This is a genomic window from Alphaproteobacteria bacterium, from assembly GCA_040220875.1.
Taxonomy (GTDB): domain Bacteria; phylum Pseudomonadota; class Alphaproteobacteria; order JAVJVX01; family JAVJVX01; genus JAVJVX01.
This window is the reverse complement of sequence record JAVJVX010000009.1, coordinates 300,186-320,746: the sequence shown is the minus strand read 5'-3', so window position 1 is coordinate 320,746 and position 20,561 is coordinate 300,186. Positions and strand designations below refer to the sequence as shown.

Here is a 20,561-nt window from a genome sequence, read left to right as displayed (position 1 = left end):
TCGGCGCCTATAGCGCGCGGATCATGGACTTGAAGTCATCCCAGGGCACGGCCGGCCAGATCTCGGTGTGGGCATGGCCGCCGGTGCGTGTGAGCGCCGCGACTTTCGATGCGGTCTCGATATCCGGAGCTTCGAAAATATCGAGATAATCGTGGCGGCCGAGCAACGCATAGTTCGATTTCCAGCGGATCTCGGGACATTTTGACGCGATCTTCTCGGCCACGCCGCGCTCGAGCTCCTCGAGCGCCCGGGCATCAGTCGCTGCCTGCGGACTCAGTCGGGTGAGCATCACGAAGATGGGCATGATCTTACTTCCTATGTTTGTTGCGAGAAGAAAGGCAATCCGGCCCTTCCCAAAATCCGGGTGCCGGCGGTTCAGGCGCCGCCCTTGACCGGATGGTGCTTGCCGACGGGGTGAACGGTTGTGGCCTGGTAGCCATGCGCGCTTTCCTTTTCGGCGACAACGAGTCGAACCTCGTCGCCAAGGGACAAGGCCGGGAAGGCATCATTCAACACGGCATTCCTGTGGAAATAGACCTCGCCCTCCGGGGTTTCGATGAAACCGTGATCTGCCTCGGGGAACAGGCGACAGATCCGTCCGGTCCGAGGCGGCGCGTGTACCTTGACCTTGCCTTCCATCTCATTGACGGCGTCCTGAAGACGACGGGTGGCGTCGTCAAATGCGTCATGCACGGCAACCATGATATCCTGGTAAGCATCATTCCGCGTGTCATGCTGGTTGACCGTGATGTCGTGTCCCGGCACGTGCAGAAAAACTCCCACGTTATAGAGTTGGCCGTGGCGGCGGTGTCGGTGCGGTGCTTCGACGGTCACCCGGCAACTGACAATGTGCGGGAAGAGCTTTTCCAGCCCCTCGACGCGCGACCGAATTTCGTTTTCCACCGCCGGCGCCGAGTCGAGGTGCTTGAACGTTATCTGAACTGGCTTGTCCATGGTCTGCCTTCATGCCTGCGTATTGGGCTTCTGGATCGGCCTGGTGGCGGAGTCCGGTCTCAGTCCTCGCGATTTCGGTTGGCTGTCTGGCTCGCCCGGCCTCTGTCCAACTGGAGGAGGTGCTCGGGCGGCACGAACGATTGGGGCGGCCGGATTTCTGGACGTCCGGCCCGCGCGGGCCAGCGTGGTGCGGGCAGGGGACGGGCGGAATCGGGGCCGGTGGCCGTTTTCAGGGAGTGGAGCTTGAGCCCGGGTGCCGGATGAGCGGATTCCCGCAGGGACCGTAGAAAGTTCCGGCGCCAGGCGTGCACGTTGTGGGTTCCGATCCGTTTGCGCAAGGCCTGCCATCTGGCCTGGCGCTCGGCGAGTGGCATGACCAACGCTTTGCGCAGGGCGCTGGCCATGGATTCAGCATCGTACGGATTGACAATCAGTGCCTCTTCAAGCTGGGCGGCGGACCCTGCGAAGGCGGAAAGGATCAGCACTCCCGGGTCTGTCGGATCCTGGGCCGCCACATATTCCTTGGCCACGAGGTTCATTCCGTCCCGCAAAGGCGTGACCAGGCCGACACGACATGCGCGGAACATGGCCGCGACTTGCTGATGGCTGAAAGCCCGGTTCAGGTAGCAGATGGGCGTCCAGCCGAAATGGCTCAACTCCGCGTTGATCCGCCCCGAGAGGGCCTCGAGATCGGCTTTGAGTTGCTGGTATTCCGGCACGCCGAGCCTCGACGGCGCCGCGATCTGAAGAAGGGTTACCTGGCCGGCGAGGTCGGGCGAATCCCTGAGCAGTATTTCGAAGGCGCGGAAACGTTCAGCGATACCCTTGCTGTAGTCCAGGCGCTCGACCCCGACGATCCCGCTTTGACCATTGAGGCAATTGCGCAGGTACGAGGCATGCTCGGCCACGGGTTCCGAGGCTGCGAGCGTCGCGAAATAATCCGCGTCGATACCAACGGGGTGCACTTCTGTCCGGGGAAATCCGCCCGCGGGCAGTTGTCCGGGCCGACCCGAAAAGCCGGCGAATTTCTGGTTGACGAATTCCCTGAAATTTCGCTGACAGGTTCGGGTCTGAAAGCCGACGAGGTCATAATCCATAAGGGCGCGCGCCAGGTCGTGAGCCCAGGGAAGGGCGGCGAAAGTTTCGGGCGCCGGAAAGGGGATATGAAGGAAGAAGCCAATCGCCGAGCGGACGCCGCGGCGCCGGAGTTCAGCGCCGAGGGGGATCAAATGGTAGTCATGCACCCAGATTAAATCGTCGTGCTGAAGATGGGGCAGAAGGGAATCGGCAAATTTCCGGTTTACCGAACGGTAGGTGGCATACGCCTCGGCGTGCACCGTCGCGAGGTCTGCCCTACCGTGAAAAATGGGCCAGAGCGCCCGATTGGAGAAGCAGTTGTAGTAGAGTTCATGTTCGGTCGGTGAAAGGTCGATTGTGGCTAAGGTCTGGTTATCACAGTGATGAAGTCTCGCGGTTCCCGATGGGATATCCGTTGTGTCCCCGCTCCAGCCGAACCACATCCCGCCCAATTCCTTGAGGGCCGCGCTCAGCGCGGTTGCAAGGCCGCCCGCCGGTTGCCGGTTGGGCGATGCGGGGACGCGGTTTGAAACCAGAACGAGGCGGGGCATGGCCATGATCTCCAGGAAAGTTGGGCTCTTGCGTCATGGCGCGTCTCCGTCATGGCGCGGTTTCTGGATGGGGTGCTTTTGGCGCCTGGACCCGAGGACCTGGACCCGAGGACCTGGGCCCGGGAGTTGGTTTTCTCCCCCCCTGGGGCTCATCGGGAGTTGGGCGACAGGAGGCAATTGGGTTGCTGGGCCCCCCGGCCTCTCGCCGTTTTTCGATTGCCGAGAATATTTCTGTCGATGCAGGAATAGCAGGATTCCCAGGTGCCGTTGTTTGCGTGAAGCGCTGACGCAATCTGTTGCGTTCTTCCTTTGTCGTCATTGATTAGGATCAACCAGCTCGGTTCGAGGCCTCCTGTAGATTGGTTGCCTAAAGGAAATTCGGACGTGTTGCGCCTTGGCTTAGTCCGGTCCGACCAAACGGTGGCCGTCATACGCGGCATGGGAGGGACCGGCGATCCGCAGCCTACCCCCTTTGGGATATAAAGCGCTCCCGGAAGGAGCGTCGGCTGTTTATCAGGCTTGGTGCCATAGTGGCCCAGTGACCTCAGCGGCGCTCGTGATCGTGTATGCGCCCGCCCGCACACAGGGAGGTCGAGCGGAGGGCAGAGCACGCTCGAAAGTGGCAGACCACAACGATAGGCAGGCGCATCGATGAAGGCCGACCGGATCGCCGGGCTTAACAGCCGCCCCCAGACCGGGCGGCTTCGGGAGCTAGCGGCACAGCGGATTGCGATTGAAAACGTCGCCCCGGAAATCAATGGCGGGCGATTTGCGGCCAAGGCTGTGCCAGGCGAGGCGATAACCATCGAAGCGGACATCTTTTGCGACGGCCACGACGAATTGCGGGCGGCGGTGCTCTATTGTGTGGCGGGTTCGGCGGATTGGGCCGAAGTCCCGATGCGGTTTTACGATAACGACCGCTGGCGAGGCTTTCTTCGGATCGAGGAGGCCGCGCCGTATGAGTTCACGGTCATTGCGTGGCGGGATCTGTTTGCCACCTGGCGGGCCGACGTAAAGAAAAAATTAGCGGCCGGACACACGATCAAGGTCGAGATCACGGAAGGCCAGGAACTTTTGCGTCAGGGGCTGAATAATCTCGCGGTCCGGGACAAAGCCGACCACGATGCCCTTGCTGCGGTTCTCGAGACTGTGGCCGCCAGCTCTGACGACGGGGCACGGCTTGCGCTTCTCCTTGATGACGACGTCGCCCGGCGGCTTCTGCGAGCAGGGCCGCGCGCAAACATGACGCGGTTTGACAGGGTGCTGCCCATCCACGTTGACCGGCCGCGCGCCGCCTTCAGCGCCTGGTATGAGTTGACACCCCGGTCTCAATCAGGGGAGGCGGAGCGCCACGGCACGTTCGACGATGTCATTCGCCGGCTGCCCTACGTACGGGAACTCGGCTTCGATGTGCTTTATCTCACGCCCATCCATCCGATTGGACGGATCAATCGGAAGGGGCCGAATAACGCGCTGGAGGCGGCGCCTGGCGACCCAGGGAGTCTCTACGCCATTGGTGCGGCGGAAGGCGGGCATGATGCCATCCATCCCGCCCTCGGAAGTTTCGAGGATTTCGACCGGCTGGTCTCCGAGGCGGCTGCGCAAGGCATCGAAATAGCGCTCGATTTCGCTATCCAGTGTGCGCCCGACCATCCCTGGATAAAGGAGCATCCCGAATGGTTCGACTGGCGGCCCGATGGCACCATCAAGTTCGCGGAGAATCCACCCAAGACATATGAGGATATCGTCAACGTCCATTTCTATCGCGACGCGTTCCCCGGGCTGTGGCACGCGCTGCGCGACGTCGTCCTGTTCTGGGCGGCCAGGCGGGTGCGTATTTTTCGGGTCGACAACCCGCACACCAAACCCTTGCCCTTCTGGGAATGGCTGATTGGGGAGGTTCAGTCCCGTTATCCGGATGTGATTTTTCTCTCGGAGGCCTTCACCCGGCCCAAGATGATGAAACGCCTCGCGAAGGTGGGTTTCACGCAGTCCTACACCTATTTCACCTGGCGCAATACAAAGCGGGAACTGACGGAGTACCTGACGGAGCTGACGACGACCGAATGCCGTTACTATATGCGGCCCAATTTTTTTACAAACACGCCCGATATCAATCCGCATTTTCTTCAGAGCGGCGGTCGTGCGGCCTTTCGGATCAGGCTTGTCCTGGCGGCCACCCTGTCCGGCAATTACGGGATATATTGCGGATTCGAGCTTTGTGAAGCGCGCGCCCTTCCGGACCGCGAAGAATACCTCGATTCCGAGAAGTATCAGATCCGGGTCTGGGATTGGGACCGCCCGGGCCACATTCGCGACGATATCGCCCTTCTCAACAGGCTGCGTCGAACCCACCCGGCGTTTCGGGATTTCCGAAACGTCGAATTCTATAACGCCTGGAACGATCAGATTCTCTATTACGGGCGGCGAACGCCGGACTGCGGGAGCTTTGTTCTGGTCGCCGTTTCCCTCGATCCCCACCGTGTGCAGGAAGCGGAAATTGAGGTGCCACTGTGGGAGTTTGACCTGCCGGACAAAGCCTCGATCGGGGTGGAGGATCTGGTGAGCGGTGAGGTTTTTCAGTGGCGCGGCAAGATTCAGCGGGTCCGTCTCGACCCCGGTGTTTGCCCCTACGCCATCTGGCGCCTTTTCCGGGACTGGGAAGAGTCGCCATGAATCAGGATGCCTCCCAACTGGTCCAGACAAAACCCTGCCGCGGCCGCGTGACCAGACTCGCGCCAGACCCGGAATGGTACAAGGACGCCATCATCTACCAATTGCACGTCAAGGCATTTCAGGATTCTGAGGACAACGGCATCGGGGATTTCCGCGGGCTGATTTCGCGGCTCGACTACATTGAGGCTCTCGGTGCGACTGCCATCTGGCTTTTGCCGTTTTATCCATCGCCCCTGCGTGATGACGGCTATGACATCTCCGATTATCGGCGCATCAATCCGGCGTATGGCGACATGCGCGATTTTCGCCGGCTGGTGAGGGAGGCGCACCACCGGGGCCTGCGCGTGATCACGGAACTTGTTATCAACCACACTTCAGACCAGCACCCCTGGTTTCAAAAGGCGCGCCGGGCCAAACCGGGGTCGGCGGCGCGCGAATTCTATGTATGGAGCGATACGGATCAGCGCTACCAGGGCACCCGGATCATCTTCCTCGATACGGAGACCTCGAACTGGACCTGGGACCCCGTTGCAAAGGCGTATTACTGGCACCGTTTTTATTCCCACCAGCCCGATCTTAACTTCGATAACCCCCGTGTTCTGAGCGAGATGATCAAGACAATGCGGCGCTGGCTGGATGTGGGTGTTGATGGTCTTCGCCTTGATGCGATTCCCTATCTCATCGAGCGCGAGGGTACGAACAACGAAAACCTGCCCGAAACCCATGAGGTCCTTAAGGCCATTCGCGGTGTTCTGGACCGCGATTATGACGACAGGTTACTCCTGGCGGAAGCAAATCAGTGGCCCGAGGACACCGCGCCTTATTTCGGGGACGGCGACGAATGTCACATGGCCTTTCATTTCCCGCTGATGCCTCGAATGTACATGGCGGTTGCCCAGGAAGACCGTCACCCGGTCACGGATATCATTCGGCAGATGCCGGAAATACCCTCTCCCTGCCAATGGGCGATTTTTCTCCGGAATCATGACGAGCTCACGCTTGAAATGGTTACCGAGGAAGAACGCGATTATCTATGGCGGACATATGCCGAGGATGCCAAGGCCCGGATAAATCTCGGTATCCGGCGGCGTCTCGCGCCGCTGATGCAGAACGACCGGCGTAAGATCGAGTTGATGAACGGTCTTCTCCTGTCCATGCCCGGCACACCCATCCTGTATTATGGGGATGAAATCGGCATGGGCGACAATTATTACCTGGGAGATCGGGACGGGGTCCGGACGCCCATGCAATGGACGGCCGATCGGAATGCCGGTTTTTCAAGGGCCAATCCGCAGCAGCTCTATCTGCCGCCGGTAATGGATCCCATCTACGGCTACCAATCCATAAATGTCGAGTCGCAGGATCGTGACCCGTCGTCGCTTCTGAACTGGATGAGACGGATTCTGGCCGTCCGCGCGCAGCACCCGGTTTTCGGGCGCGGTGATATGAGGTTTCTCTACCCGAGGAACAGGAAAATTCTGGCCTATGTGAGGACATTGGGTGACGAAAAAATCTTGTGTGTCGCCAATCTTGCGCGTTCCGCCCAGGCGGTCGAACTGGACCTCGAAGGGTTTCGGGGTGCCGTGCCCGTGGAATTGTCAGGACAGACTCCTTTTCCGCCTATTGGCGAACTGCCGTATCTCCTGACCCTGCCGGGATACGGCTTCTACTGGTTCAGGCTAGAAGAGGCGGGGGAGGTGCCAAGCTGGCACGAACCTCCGCCCGAAGTGCTGCCCGAATTCGTGACCCTCACCGCGCCGCACGGGGCTGTTGGGGATATTCTGGTCGGGCGGGAAAGACGTCTGCTCGAAAGAGATATCCTGCCCAGCTTTCTTCCGCTTCAGCGGTGGTTTGCGGGAAAGGGCTCGAGAATAAAGGAGGTCGGCATCCGCTACCTCGGGGCCCGGGCCGGCACGACGCAGGGGCTGACCATACTCGATGTTGAAACGGACGGAGCCGGCGGCCGGTATTTCCTGCCACTGCAGATCCGCTGGGGAGCAGAAAACCTTCAGCCGGGAAACCGGCTCCTGTCGCACACCCTGGCGAGGGCCCGGCGAGGAGCGCGGCTGGGCGCGGTCGTCGATGCGGCTTTCGACGACGATTTCGCACGCGACCTGATGGCACTGATCTGGTCGGGTGAGGATCGGGAGGTGATTGACGGGAAGCTTGAAATCGACGCGACTGACCGGCTGCGGTCGATGCCCCGGCCTGCCGAAGTGCGCCGGACACTCGCGGAACAGAGCAACGTTTCAGCGATACTCGACGAATCCATCATTTTGAAAATCTACCGTGCCCTCAAAACCGGTCCCCAGCCCGATGTGGAAGTCGGGCGGTTCCTGACTGAAACGGCTGGTTACCCAAACACGCCCGCCTATCTTGGCGCAGTCACCCTCAGGAACGGCAGCGGTGACTGCACGACCCTCGCGAGCGCCTTCGCATTTGTGCCAAACCAGGGCGATGCGTGGGAAGTTCTGCTGGAGGCCCTGAGCCGGGATCTTGAAGCTCATTGTGCGATTACGGCGGATACGGGCTCTGAAAAGAATGACTTCGCTTTTCCTCTTGATATCGCCCCGGTCCTGGGTCGGCGCACGGCCGAGCTCCATGCCGCTTTCGCCACTTCCACGACGGATCCCGGATTTCGTACGCGGCCTGTGGGCCGCTCTGATCTGGATGGCTGGTCGGAGACCGCCGCGCAGGAAATTCGCGATGGGCTTTCCGAGCTTCGTGCCGCGGCGCGGTATGCCGGGGACGACCTCCAGGCCGAAATCCGGGCAGTTCTGGCAGCCGAACCCCGGTTGCTCGAGCGGATCGCCCGGGTGGCGCGTCTCGACCCGGTCGGTGACTGCACGCGGATTCACGGAGACCTTCATTTGGGTCAGGTACTGATCAGTAAGAATGATGTTTTTTTCGTCGATTTCGAAGGTGAGCCGCAACGCGAGATCGAGGAACGCCGACTCAAGACCTCGCCCCTGCGGGATGTCGCGGGGATAGTTCGCTCTTTTGATTATCTCGCTCAGGCGGCGATAGCGCGTATCAGGGACGTGACCGGAACCCTGAGCGAGCGCCAGAGAGAGCGTGCCATCGACTGGCGGTCGATGGCGAGCCGGGCTTTTCTTGAAAGTTATCTCGATGCGTCGAGGGGCGCGATGGCGGAACCTGAAAACCGGAACTACGCCATTTGCTTGCTGGATATGTTTGTTCTCCAGAAGGCTGTTTACGAGTTGCGATACGAAGCAAGCCATCGTCCGGCGTGGCTGTTCATCCCGATCCGCGGCCTTCTGGATATTGTGAATGAAGAGGAGTCCCCGATATGACGGCCGGTATTTCGGGCCGGAAGGTGGGTATCGTTGCTGAAGCAGACATGATGGGACTGATGTCGGGCCGGCATGGCGATCCCTTTCGCATCCTGGGCATGCATGGCGGCGACGGAGATGACGTAACCGTGCGCGTGATTGCGCCGGGGGCTGGTCGGGTCGAGGTGGTTGACAAGGAAACCGGGGGTATTGTCGCCCCTCTCGCTTGCCTGCATGACGAAGGTTTTTTCGCTGGAACGATTCCCGGACGCCGCGACCGGTTTCCCTATCGCTTGCGTCTTTCGGGGCTGGGCGGGGTTCGGGAAATCGAGGACCCGTACCACTTCGGCCTCATACTGGGGGAGCTGGATATTTTCCTGATGTCGGAGGGGACGCATCGGCACCTCTATACCCGTCTTGGCGCACACCCGATGGAGCTTGAGGGTGTGGAAGGGGTCGCCTTCGTGGTATGGGCCCCCAACGCGCGCCGGGTCAGTATCGTGGGGGATTTCAATAATTGGGATGGCCGGGTACATCCGATGCGTCATCGCCCGGAAGGCGGTCTTTGGGAGCTTTTCATCCCGGACCTAAAGCGGGGCGCCCTTTACAAGTACGAAATTCTGGGGGGCGGGGGCGAAATTCTGCCGCTCAAGGCGGATCCCGTAAGCTTTGAGCAGCAGTCGCCGCCCGAAACCGCCTCCAGAATCCACGGGCTTCTGGAATATGCCTGGGGCGACAGTGACTGGCTGGCCTGGCGCGGCACGGCGTTTGATCCGGCGATGCCGATCTCGATCTACGAGGTCCATGCCGGGTCCTGGTGGCGCCACGACGACGGGAGCAGCCCCAATTACGAGGAACTGGCGGACCGGCTGATCGCCCATGTTCAGGATCTGGGCTTTACGCATATAGAATTGCTGCCGATCTCCGAGCATCCCTTTACCGGATCCTGGGGGTATCAGCCCGTCGGCCTCTTCGCGCCGACCAGCCGGTTTGGACGGCCGGAGGAATTCGCGCTTTTCGTGGACAAGTGCCATCGCGCCGGCGTTGGCGTTATCGTCGACTGGGTGCCGGCTCATTTCCCCTCGGACCCGCACGGACTTGCCCGGTTCGACGGTACGGCACTCTACGAGCATCTCGATCCGCGCCTCGGCATTCACAGGGACTGGGACACCCTGATTTACAATTTCGGGCGACGGGAAGTTTCGAATTTCCTCCAGGCCAATGCCCTGTTCTGGCTCTCCCGATATCATGTAGATGCGCTGCGAGTCGATGCGGTGGCGTCGATGCTTTATCTCGATTACAGCCGCGAACCGGGAGACTGGGTCCCGAACGAGCAGGGGGGTAATGAAAATCTTGAGGCGATACGTTTCCTCAGACAGATGAACATCACCATTCACTCGGAAGTGCCTGGAGCTGCGACTGTTGCCGAGGAATCCACCGCCTGGCCCGGTGTGAGCGCACCCGTGGAGAGAGGCGGGCTTGGTTTCCGGTACAAATGGAACATGGGATGGATGCATGACACGCTGGAGTACATGAAAACCGATCCGGTTTTTCGGCGCTACCATCGGGACCAAATGACATTCGCCCTTATCTATGCCTTCAGCGAGAACTTCATTCTGCCGCTCAGTCACGACGAAGTCGTTCACGGGAAGGGCTCACTTCTGTCGAAAATGCCAGGAGACCGGTGGCAGAAATTCGCCAATCTGCGGGCGTATTTTGCCTTCATGTGGACGCATCCCGGCAAAAAACTGCTCTTCATGGGCGGCGAGTTCGGCCAGGAAAGGGAATGGAGCCATGACAGAAGCCTCGACTGGCATCTGCTGGATGATCCTCTCCATGCGGGTGTCCGCGATCTGGTCCGGGATTTGAATCTGCTCTACCGGGAGTACCCGGCTCTGCACCAGCTCGATTGCGAGTGGCAGGGTTTCGAATGGATCGACGCCAGCGATGCGGATCAAAATGTGCTCGTCTACTTGAGAAAGGGGATGGGGGATGGCCTCCCCGTGGTCGTGGTGGCGAATTTTTCTCCCGTTGTGCATCAAAATTACCGGATTGGCGTTCCTGTTGCCGGTAAATGGCTCGAAATTCTGAATACCGACGGTGCCTGTTACGGTGGCTCCAATGTCGGCAATAGCGGCATGGTCGAGGCGGAGCGAAAGCCCTGGCATGGCCGGGACCAGTCACTGAATCTGACCCTGCCGCCGCTCGCCACCCTGGTGCTCACTCCCGATCCGCCGGCGAAGGGAAGCCGGGGAGGCGGGCCGTGAGGCGCTTGAGTGAAGGGCGGCCTTACCCGCTCGGTGCGACATGGGACGGGTCCGGTGTTAATTTTGCCTTCTTCTCGGCAAATGCCCGGAAGGTCGAACTCTGTCTGTTTGACCGGAACGGACGGCGTGAGCTCGAGCGGATCGAATTGCCGGAATACACACATGAGGTGTGGCACGGTTACCTGCACGACGTGCGCCCCGGCCAGTTATACGGCTACCGCGCACACGGGCCGTATGAGCCGACTGCCGGTCACAGGTTTAATTCCAACAAGCTGCTGCTGGACCCTTATGCAAAGGCCTATCACGGCGACCTGCGCTGGCATGATGCAGCGTTCGGCTACCGAATCGGCCATCCGCGCGAAGATCTTTCGATGGATCGACGCAACTCGGCCTTCGTCATGCCGAAATGCGTGGTTATCGACCCGTCCGTAGTCTGGGGGGATGAGGTGCGGCCGCGACGGCCATGGGCGGAGACCATTATCTACGAAGCCCATCTCAAGGGCCTGACAGCGCGTCACCCGGATCTGCCGGAGTCCCTTCAGGGAACATTCGCCGGGCTCGCCAATCCGGCCGTGATTGATCACCTTGTCAAGCTTGGCGTCACCGCGCTGGAGCTGATGCCGATCCAGGCTTTCTTTGACGATCGCTATCTCGTGCAGAAAGGCCTCGTCAATTACTGGGGCTACAACACGGTCGGGTTTTTTGCGCCGGCTACACGCTATATCTCGCCGCACAGTGATCTGCACGAATTCAAGCTTGTCGTGCGTCGCCTTCACGAGGCCGGAATAGAAGTAATCCTGGACGTCGTCTACAATCACACCGCCGAAGGCAATCACCTTGGTCCCACCCTGTCCTTCAGGGGAGCGGACAACGCCAGTTATTACATTCTCGATAGCGATCCCCGCTATTACTACGACGTCACGGGCTGCGGGAATACGCTTAATCTGAATAACTCGCGGGTCCTTCAGATGGTCATGGATTCGCTGCGTTACTGGGTCGAGGAGGCCCATGTGGACGGTTTCCGCTTCGACCTCGCTACCGCGCTTGGCCGGGAGCGCGAGGCCTTCGACAATCAGGCAGTGTTTTTTGAAGCCGTCAAGCAGGACCCGATTCTTTCGGATGTCAAATTGATCGCGGAGCCCTGGGATGTCGGGCCCGATGGCTATCAACTGGGACGCTTCCCGCCGGGCATGGCCGAGTGGAACGGGCGATATCGCGACAGCGTGCGGGACTTCTGGCGTGGAGAGGAGAACGCGATGCCCGATCTCGCCCGTGGTCTCTTGGGGTGGGCCGATCTCTTCGACCATAGCGGGCGTCGCCCGTGGGCGAGCGTAAATTTCATCACCGCCCATGACGGATTCACACTGAAGGATCTTGTCTCCTATAACGAAAAGCATAACGAAGCCAATCTGGAGGACAATCAGGACGGACAGGACGACAATCGAAGCTGGAACTGCGGCGCAGAGGGACCCACGGACGACCCCAAAATTCTCGACCTCCGTGACCGGATGCGCCGCAATCTCATGGCCACGCTATTGCTGTCCCAGGGAACACCCATGCTTCTTATGGGGGATGAACTCGGTCGCAGTCAGGGCGGCAACAACAACGCCTTCTGTCAGGACAACGAGGAAGTCTGGATGAACTGGACCGGCAACACGGATCGTGACTTGGCACTTTCGGTGTTTATGTCAGGCCTTATCCAACTCCGGAAGAATTTTTCACTTCTGCGACAGACACAATTCCTGCACGGGCAGGAAATCGGCGAACAAAATCTGAAAAACGTGATCTGGCTCAAGCCTGACGGGTCTGAGATGAATGATGACGATTGGCACGACCCGGAAGTCGACACAATAGGGCTCCTTTTGAGCGAGGCCTCCCTGAACCAGGCGATCGTTCTGATCAACGGCAGCACGACGACAACAAATTTTTGCCTGCCGCCTTCAGAAACGGGCCGTCGCTGGCGGCTTCTGGTGGATACGGCAGTGGGCCGGATCAATCCGGACGAGCCGTTTTTTCATCCGCAAGAAATTTTTTCTCTTCCCGAACGGTCCTTGTTTCTACTGGCTTCAAGTCCGTCATGAGTGCGCGCTTTGCCTATCGAAAGTCTTGGGGGAGTGAGCTTCTTGATGGGGGTGGTGCGAGGTTCCGCCTGTGGGCGCCCGGTGTCGAGAGCCTCTGGCTTGTCGCCAAGGGAAGCCGGTTGGCGATGAATCCGGTCGGCGATGGCTGGTTCGAGTGCGCCATCCCAGAGATGGCAAGCGGCGACAGCTACGCATTTTCCCTGCCGGACGGAATGCTGGTGCCCGATCCGGCGGCCCGCGCACAGGCGGGGGACGTCCACGGTCCGTCTCTTCTGGTGGAGCCTCTCGCCTATGAGTGGCGGTGTGGGGATTGGCCCGGCCGTCCCTGGCCCGAGGCCGTGATCTACGAGACTCACGTCGGCACTTTCACGGGCTCGGGCACCTTCAAGGCTGTGCTCGAGCGGCTCGATCACCTGGCCGCCACCGGCATCACGGCGCTCGAACTGATGCCGGTTGCGCAATATGAGGGAAACCGGGGCTGGGGATATGACGGTGTTCTCATGTATGCGCCCCATCATGTCTATGGCGGTCCGGACGCCCTGAAAGAGCTTGTTGACGCGGCCCACGAGCGCGGCCTGATGGTCATCCTGGATGTCGTGTACAATCACTTCGGCCCGGATGGGAATTACCTGCACCATTACGCGCCGTCATTTTTCCATCCTGAACGCCAGACGCCCTGGGGTGGTGCCATCGCCTATGATGTCCCGGCGGTTCGCGACTATTTCGTGGATAATACTCTTTACTGGCTGGAAGAATTCCGGTTTGACGGCCTGCGATTTGATGCAATTGACCAGATCGAGGACGTATCGGAAGTAAATATTCTCGATGAGATCGGCCGTCTCGTCAGGACAAGGATCACCGATCGGCATATCCACCTGACGACGGAGGATGATCGCAACCTCACGCGGTTCCACGAAAAGGATCGGGTGGAAGCGCCGGGATATTACACGGCTGAATGGAATGATGACTTCCATCACGCAGCCCATGTTATCGCGACAGGTGAAACAGAGGGGTATTACATTGATTATGCCGCCGGGCGGGTGGAAAAGCTGGCCCGAAGCCTGGCCGAAGGGTTCGTCTATCAGGGCGAGGTTTCACGTTTCCGGGATAATTCTCCGAGGGGTGTTCCATCCGCCCATTTGCCGCCGACGACCTTCATAAATTTTCTGCAGAACCATGACCAGATCGGCAACAGGGCCTTCAACGAACGGCTCGTGACCCTCGCGCCAGCGCAGGTGATAGAGGCACTTCTGGCACTCCTCATACTGGGGCCGCATATTCCGCTCCTGTTCATGGGCGAGGAATATGGAGAGACCCGATCCTTCGGTTTTTTTACCGATTTTCAGGGAGAACTGGCGGAGGCGGTGCGGGAAGGGCGCCGGCGGGAATTTCGCCGCTTCGCGCGGTTTGCAGACGAAGCGAACCGGGATCGTATTCCAGACCCCAATGCCGAATCGACCTTTCGCACGTCTCAACTCGACTGGACCAGGCTGGCCTCGAAACGGGGCCGATCGCGGCACGAGCTTGTCAGCCGGCTCCTCGCAATTCGACGGGGCGAGATCACGCCCCGGCTGGCCGGTATCGACGGGCACGCCGGACGCGCCGAGACGCGTGATGACCGGACGCTCGGCGTGGTCTGGCAATTGGCGGACGGTGCGGAACTGAGAATGCTCGCCAATTTGAGCGACGACCCGGGCCCGGTGGCGTTTGCCGGCGGTGGGGGCAGGCTGCTGTTCGAATCGTCGCCAGGCCTTTCCCGGGCGGTTGGGGCGGGGGATCTTCCTGGCTGGGCGGTGCTCGTTTTCCTAAATGACGACGGCGGTCCGCAGGCGGAGGCGAAATGACGGGCGCGCGCGACACGTCCACTCTGGCGCGTCTGGCGTCGGCTTATGGCGTGCAGCGTAGTTATTTGAGCGATCGGGGCCGGATCCGTCGGGTCAGTGACGCAGTGGTCAGAGAGGTGCTCGAAGCAATGGGCGTGGCGGCAAGAACCAAGGCCGATATCGAGCGCGCCCTCGCACAAGCCCCATCCCCGCAGCCGGACCGTATGGTTGCGCCCGCCGGGCTGAAATGCTTTTTGCCGGACTGGCTGGAAAGAGATCGCGCCTGGGGGATCACCTGCCAGTTATATGGCCTGCGATCGGCGCGGAACCACGGGATCGGCGATTTCGAGGATCTTGCCCGGTTGGCTGAAATCGCCGCCCAGGATGGGGCCGACTTTGTCGGTGTCAATCCGCTGCACGCCCTGTTCAGTGCAGACCCGGACCGGTGCAGTCCGTTCTCCCCGTCGAGCCGCAGATTTCTCAATCCGCTTTACATTGCGATCGATCGCGTGCCGGGCCTTTCAACGCCGCCAGATTTCCGGCCGGAAGTAGTCTCAAGTCTCCGGGCGGGTCAGAGCGTGGACTATCGCGCGGTGGCGGACTTCAAGTTCCGCGTTCTGCGTCGGGCCTGGCCAAACTTCAAGAATGAAAATTCGGTGTCGGATTTCAATGCCTTCGTCCGAGAAGGCAGTGAAATGCTTTGGGCTCATGCGTGCTTCGAAGCGTTGTCTCACCATATGGCGGATCAGGGCAAAGGGGCCGGCTGGCATCGCTGGCCCGGCCCTTTTCAGGCTGCCGACAGCGCCGCAGTCACGGCGTTCGCACAGGATCACGAGGCGGATATCCGCTTTCACCTCTGGCTGCAATGGATCGCGGACACACAGTTGGCTGAAGCCATGCGCCGGGCCGGCGATGCCGGGATGCGCATCGGGCTCTATCTCGATTTTGCCGTGGGAACGGCGCCGGACGGGTCAGCCACCTGGTCACGGCCGGACCTGGTCGTGCGGGATGCCCACATCGGTTCGCCCCCCGATGCATTTTTTCAGGCCGGGCAGGACTGGGGTCTGGCGCCCATGTCACCACGCGTGCTGCGACAGGAAGATATGATGCCCTACCGCACTCTGATCGGGCGCGCGACGTGTCATGCGGGTGCCCTTCGCATCGATCATGCGATGAATATCTATCGCCTTTATTGGATTCCGGAAGGCCGCACGCCGGATGAGGGTGCCTACGTTCTCTATCCGCTCGCGGGAATGCTGGAAGTTCTGGCTGACGTTTCGGCAGCGAGCCGGACGCTTCTCGTCGGTGAAGACCTCGGCACTGTGCCAAAAGGATTCAGCGATATTTTGCGGCGGGCTCACATCCTGTCTTCGGAAATTTTGTACTTCGCCCGGGACAGGAAGGGATTTCACCCTGCCGGGTCCTATGTGCAGCAAGGCTTCGCCAGCGTGTCGACACACGACTTGCCGCCATTGCTCGCCTGGTGGGGGGAAGAGGATATTCACCTCCTTCGATCGATCGGCCAGATCGATAACGCGGAATCAGTCCGTCGCCGGGGAGAGCGTCGCCGAGACCGCGAGGCGCTCGTCAGACGGCTAACGGAAGAGGGCATTTGCTCGCAATTGTCCGGCGACGGTTTCAGCACCCTCGGCCCGCAACAGGCGGCCGATATCCACCGCTTTCTAGCGCGCACACCGGCCTACTTGCTGGGCGTTCAGGTTGACGATCTTTGTGGCGAGACGGCGCCCGTCAACGTGCCCGGGACCCATGACGAATATCCCAACTGGCGCCGCCGCCTGCCGCTGGACATCGAGGACCTGGGGCGGTCTCCTTTCTATCAGGCGATCGTGGCGGCGGTTCGTGCAGAAAGACCGCCTCGGCAATGACCGTGCCCGTGGCTACTTACCGGCTGCAATTTCGCGACGGCGTAACCTTCGAGGTGGCCGCTGGCCTCGCGCCGTATCTGCAGAAGCTTGGCGTGTCGCATCTCTATGGGTCGCCGATTTTCGCAGCGGGTCCCGAATCGGAGCACGGCTATGATGTGAGCGATTGCACGAAGCTGGAGCCGGCGCTTGGCGGCGAGGCGGGCTTTAAACGTCTCTCCCGGGCATTGACGTCGGCCGGGCTCGAGATGATCGTCGATTTCGTCCCCAATCATATGGGGACTTCGGAAAACAATCCCTGGTGGCAGTCGGTTCTGGAATGGGGTGAGGCGAGCGATTATGCCCGTTTCTTCGATATTGACTGGTCCGGGGGCCGGCTGATCCTGCCAGTTCTTCCGATACCCTACGGAGAAGCTCTCGAGGCAGGGCAACTGGGGGTCTCGTTCGACGCCAGGACGGGACGCTTCCTGTTTACCCATGGGAACAGCCGGTTGCCCCTTACGCCACCTTCCTACGCCCTGGTGCTCGAGGCCGGTGGCAACACGATGCTGGGAGAACTGGGGGCGCTTTTTCGGGCGGCGGGCCCGGCCGGGGCACCCCCGCTTCAGCGCCGGCTCGCCAGGCTGGCGGAAACGCCGGCAACGGGAGCGGCGTTGCAGGTGGCCGCTTCGACCATCTCAGCGGAACGCGATCGCCTCCATGCCGTGCACGAAGCTCAAACCTGGCGGCTCGCGGACTGGCGACTTGGGCGCGAGCACCTGGTGTATCGCCGGTTCTTTGAAATTACCGATTTGATTTGCCTGCGCGTGGAGGATCGGGCCGTGTTCGACGCGGTGCACGCCCTGCTGGGCCGTCTTCTGTCTGCCAGAGATGTTGCCGGCGTTCGGGTCGATCACGTGGATGGGCTGGCCGATCCCCGTGAGTATCTGGCGCGGCTTCAAACAATTTTCCCCGCCGGTGCTGCCTACGTTCTGGTAGAGAAAATTCTTGGCCCTGACGAGTCACTCCGCTCTGAGTGGCCGGTCGCAGGCACTACGGGATATGAGTTTATCGCGCCCCTGGCCGGGGTTCTCGTGTGGCCGGGCGGCGAAAAGGCGATGACTGCTGCTTATAGAGATTTCTCGGGTGAGAAAAAAGATTATGCAGAGGTGGTGGGCGAAACCAAGCGGGAAGTCTTTAGCTATAATCTCGCGGCCGAGCTCGAGACACTTACCGAGATGGCGCAGAAGATCGCGCTTGAGGATGCGTCGGCCCGTGATCTGGGCGCCGACACGTTGCGCCGGGCGATCGTCGCGCTGGCTGCGGCGCTGCCGGTTTATCGAACTTATGTAGACGCGGGCGGCGCGATGCGGGCAGATCGGGCGCTGATGGACAGCGCCGCCCGAAATGTCCGCGAGAGACATGAGACGGGAGACGGCCGTGCTGTCGAATTTGTCAAGAACCTCGTTTGCCGTGATGCCCGGTCAGACATGGACCCGGGCCGGGTTGCCGCGTTTTCGATACGCTTCCAGCAGACGACAGGGGCGGTCATGGCGAAATCGGTCGAGGACACGGCTTTCTACCGCTTCAACCGGCTTATCGCCCTCAACGAGGTTGGCGGCGCGCCCGGCCGTTTCGGCGCGCCCCTCGCACATTTCCATGACACCATGGCCAAACGTGGTCGTGAGCAACCTGCCGGCCTGTCGGCAACATCGACCCACGACACCAAGCGGGGAGAGGATGCCCGTGCGCGGCTTTATGTCCTGAGTGAGATGCCAGAAGACTGGGCGTGCGCGGTGGCCCGCTGGTCCGACCAGAATTCTCCCCATGCCCGGGACCTGGCTTGCGGCCGGGCTCCGACACGCAACGACGAATGGCTCTTCTATCAGTCCCTTTTGGGCGCCTGGCCGGCTCCGCTGGTCGAGGGCTCATCGTGGCGGCATGATCCGCACAACCTGGCCGAGTTGTGTCGGCGGATGGTGCGCTACATGAAGAAAGCCACGCGCGAGGCCAAACAGCGGACCAACTGGCTTGCCCCTGATGTCGCCTATGAAGCGGCCGTCTGCAATTTTGTCGAGCGAGCGCTCTCCCTTGAAGCATCCGCCGGATTTCTGGAGGATTTCGTCGCGACCGCGCAGCCGATCTGGCGGGCGGGCGCTTTGAACGGGTTATCGCAACTCGCGGTCAAATTGATCGCGCCCGGCGTGCCTGATTTCTACCAGGGGACGGAATTCTGGGATGTGAGTCTGGTTGACCCGGATAATCGGGGCCAGGTTGATTTCGACCGCCGTGCGGGCTGCCTCGCGAGGCTTTCCCAGGCGGCGCCCGAGGCTCTGGTGTCGGGCTGGGTTGACGGCCGGCCCAAAATGGCTCTGACCGGTGCTGGTCTGGCCTTGCGCCGCCGCCACCCGGCGCTTTTCGCTGAGGGCGCGTATGTGCCGCTTGAAGTCACGGGCACCCGTGCGGGTCATGTGATCGCTTTTGCACGGCGGCGGGGCGGTGCTCTCGCCATTGTCGTCGCGCCGCGCCTTGCGTTTTCGATGCTGCGCGGGACCGATCGGCCATTAGTACCAGCCAGGGCCTGGGAAGGAACGGTGGTTAGTCTGCCCCGCCTGGCGCGGCCTCTTGTTTTAGAGGATGTCGTGACCGGCCAGATCCATGAGGCGGATGACGTGCTTGATGTCGGTCATCTGCTCACCCGCTTTCCGGTTTCCGTGCTCGAGGGGGTTGCGCCTGATCCGCGCGAAGGATCGCAAGCCGGGTAAGAATCGGTCCCGCAAGCTCGAAGATGACTGTGGTGCCGATGATGACAGGCATGATCTGATCTCGGAGTTCGGGGAATCGGCTGGCTGCGACAAGCGCCATGCCAAGAGCCACGCCAGCCTGTGGTGTGATCGCAAGGCCAATCCACCGGCAATGGGCCGGTTCGCATCCCGATATCCGGGCACCGAGCCAGGCTCCGCTCGTAAGCCCGACGACCCGCAAAAATATATATGCTGCCCCGATAAGGCCGACGCCAAGAAGTGTCTCGAAATGAAGTGAGGCTCCGGCGAGGACAAAAAACAGCACCATGAATGGCCACTGGATATTGCTGATTTCATGAAACGGCCGCTCATGATGGTGCGCGAAATTTGCGATGATTGTCCCCGCGATCATGGCGGACAGAAGAAAGGAAACTTCGAGATAGAGCGCGAGGCCTCCGCAAAATAGCACCACGCCAAGTGCTTCCGTCAGCGTGGGCTGGCCAGGGGCGACACGCCCGGTCAGAAGTGCGGCGGGAAGACCGATGGCAGCGCCGACCAGAAGCGCGCCGCCCAACTCCCAGCCGCCATAGCTGAGGGCGCTCAGCATGTCGCCGCCGGCCATGGCCTGGGCGCAGGCAAGGAATACGCTGAAGGCGATAAGACCCCATGCATCGTCTACCGCGACGACTTCAAGCAGCAATTCGGTGAAGCGTCCCCTGTGGGGCACCTCGTCGACAACATTTGCGATAGCGGCGGGTGCGGAGGCAGGGGCTATCCCCGCCAGCAGAAGGCTTATGGTCGCATCGAAGCCAAGGGCAACGAGGCCGGCGAACATGATGGCCGCAACACCGATGACTTCGAGGGATGAAATCCAGAGCACTTGCGAGCCGGTCTTTCTCAGGTTCTTGAGCGAGAGTTTGCTACCGAGAAGGAATCCGATCATCAGGAGTGCAATATCGGCCGAGAGTGCATACCAGTGGTCAATCTCGACGGGCAGCAGGTCCAAGCCTGTTGGACCGACCGCCACGCCGAACAGGACCAGGAGCGTCACGCGCGGGAGCGGTGTGTATCTTGCAAATGCGTCGGTGGCGAGGCCGAGAAGCAGTAACCCGCCCAGCGTCATGAGTGTGATGTCGTTACCGGTCATTGTGCCTTGCTTCCGGTATGCCGGACGTCTCGGCAGGGATGGGCATACTCGGCAGTCCCGAATGCCCGACTATAGAATGGCCGTTT

General features: G+C 60.8%; 11 protein-coding genes. 7 read left to right on the top strand and 4 right to left on the bottom strand.

Annotation, left to right across the window (positions count from 1 at the left end):
• Positions 1 to 7 precede the first annotated feature (7 nt).
• The 3 genes from RLQ26_11020 to RLQ26_11010 all read right to left on the bottom strand — a co-directional run bounded on the left by RLQ26_11020 (position 8) and on the right by RLQ26_11010 (position 2,582).
• Positions 8 to 304 carry a GYD domain-containing protein gene (locus tag RLQ26_11020; protein ID MEQ9089254.1) on the bottom strand — a complete coding sequence of 99 codons (297 nt, stop codon included), beginning with the start codon at positions 302 to 304 and terminating at the stop codon, positions 8 to 10.
• 71 nt (positions 305 to 375) lie between these two features.
• Positions 376 to 954 carry an HPF/RaiA family ribosome-associated protein gene (locus RLQ26_11015; protein ID MEQ9089253.1) on the bottom strand — a complete coding sequence of 193 codons (579 nt, stop codon included), beginning with the start codon at positions 952 to 954 and terminating at the stop codon, positions 376 to 378.
• 59 nt (positions 955 to 1,013) lie between these two features.
• Entirely contained in the window at positions 1,014 to 2,582 is a 1,569-nt protein-coding gene (locus RLQ26_11010; protein MEQ9089252.1) for a trehalose-6-phosphate synthase, read from the bottom strand.
• Between the two features lie 651 nt (positions 2,583 to 3,233).
• Here RLQ26_11010 and RLQ26_11005 point away from each other — a divergent pair.
• From RLQ26_11005 to treY, 7 genes are read left to right on the top strand one after another with little or no spacing between them, the layout of a single operon-like run.
• Positions 3,234 to 5,258 carry an alpha-1,4-glucan--maltose-1-phosphate maltosyltransferase gene (locus tag RLQ26_11005; protein ID MEQ9089251.1) on the top strand — a complete coding sequence of 675 codons (2,025 nt, stop codon included), beginning with the start codon at positions 3,234 to 3,236 and terminating at the stop codon, positions 5,256 to 5,258.
• Complete coding sequence (treS, locus tag RLQ26_11000) at positions 5,255 to 8,572, top strand: maltose alpha-D-glucosyltransferase (protein ID MEQ9089250.1); 3,318 nt, start codon at positions 5,255 to 5,257, stop codon at positions 8,570 to 8,572. Before RLQ26_11005 ends, treS begins: the two co-directional genes overlap by 4 nt.
• The gene (gene glgB / locus RLQ26_10995; protein ID MEQ9089249.1) at positions 8,569 to 10,818 is read left to right on the top strand and encodes a 1,4-alpha-glucan branching protein GlgB; all 2,250 of its coding nucleotides are present in this window, start codon (positions 8,569 to 8,571) and stop codon (positions 10,816 to 10,818) included. Before treS ends, glgB begins: the two co-directional genes overlap by 4 nt.
• The gene (gene glgX / locus RLQ26_10990; protein MEQ9089248.1) at positions 10,815 to 12,899 is read left to right on the top strand and encodes a glycogen debranching protein GlgX; all 2,085 of its coding nucleotides are present in this window, start codon (positions 10,815 to 10,817) and stop codon (positions 12,897 to 12,899) included. The genes glgB and glgX overlap by 4 nt, the downstream gene beginning before the upstream one ends.
• Positions 12,896 to 14,743, top strand: a complete 1,848-nt coding sequence (gene treZ, locus RLQ26_10985; GenBank protein MEQ9089247.1) for a malto-oligosyltrehalose trehalohydrolase — start codon at positions 12,896 to 12,898, stop codon at positions 14,741 to 14,743. The genes glgX and treZ overlap by 4 nt, the downstream gene beginning before the upstream one ends.
• On the top strand, positions 14,740 to 16,608 hold the full coding sequence (gene malQ, locus RLQ26_10980) for a 4-alpha-glucanotransferase (protein ID MEQ9089246.1): 1,869 nt from the start codon (positions 14,740 to 14,742) through the stop codon (positions 16,606 to 16,608). The genes treZ and malQ overlap by 4 nt, the downstream gene beginning before the upstream one ends.
• The gene (treY, locus tag RLQ26_10975) at positions 16,605 to 19,349 is read left to right on the top strand and encodes a malto-oligosyltrehalose synthase (protein ID MEQ9089245.1); all 2,745 of its coding nucleotides are present in this window, start codon (positions 16,605 to 16,607) and stop codon (positions 19,347 to 19,349) included. The genes malQ and treY overlap by 4 nt, the downstream gene beginning before the upstream one ends.
• On the opposite strand, the gene RLQ26_10970 is transcribed toward treY, so the two are convergent.
• Positions 19,279 to 20,475 carry a cation:proton antiporter gene (locus RLQ26_10970; GenBank protein MEQ9089244.1) on the bottom strand — a complete coding sequence of 399 codons (1,197 nt, stop codon included), beginning with the start codon at positions 20,473 to 20,475 and terminating at the stop codon, positions 19,279 to 19,281. The two genes, treY and RLQ26_10970, sit on opposite strands and share 71 nt — an antisense overlap.
• Positions 20,476 to 20,561 lie beyond the last annotated feature (86 nt).

Excerpts from the sequence above, each read along its gene's own strand:
- malQ (MEQ9089246.1), top strand. The coding sequence starts at position 14,740 with ATGACGGGCGCGCGCGACACGTCCACTCTGGCGCGTCTGGCGTCGGCT.
- treS (MEQ9089250.1), top strand. The coding sequence starts at position 5,255 with ATGAATCAGGATGCCTCCCAACTGGTCCAGACAAAACCCTGCCGCGGC.
- glgB (MEQ9089249.1), top strand. The coding sequence starts at position 8,569 with ATGACGGCCGGTATTTCGGGCCGGAAGGTGGGTATCGTTGCTGAAGCA.
- RLQ26_11020 (MEQ9089254.1), bottom strand. The coding sequence starts at position 304 with ATGCCCATCTTCGTGATGCTCACCCGACTGAGTCCGCAGGCAGCGACT.
- RLQ26_10970 (MEQ9089244.1), bottom strand. The coding sequence starts at position 20,475 with ATGACCGGTAACGACATCACACTCATGACGCTGGGCGGGTTACTGCTT.
- treY (MEQ9089245.1), top strand. The coding sequence starts at position 16,605 with ATGACCGTGCCCGTGGCTACTTACCGGCTGCAATTTCGCGACGGCGTA.
- treZ (MEQ9089247.1), top strand. The coding sequence starts at position 12,896 with ATGAGTGCGCGCTTTGCCTATCGAAAGTCTTGGGGGAGTGAGCTTCTT.
- RLQ26_11005 (MEQ9089251.1), top strand. The coding sequence starts at position 3,234 with ATGAAGGCCGACCGGATCGCCGGGCTTAACAGCCGCCCCCAGACCGGG.
- RLQ26_11015 (MEQ9089253.1), bottom strand. The coding sequence starts at position 954 with ATGGACAAGCCAGTTCAGATAACGTTCAAGCACCTCGACTCGGCGCCG.
- RLQ26_11010 (MEQ9089252.1), bottom strand. The coding sequence starts at position 2,582 with ATGCCCCGCCTCGTTCTGGTTTCAAACCGCGTCCCCGCATCGCCCAAC.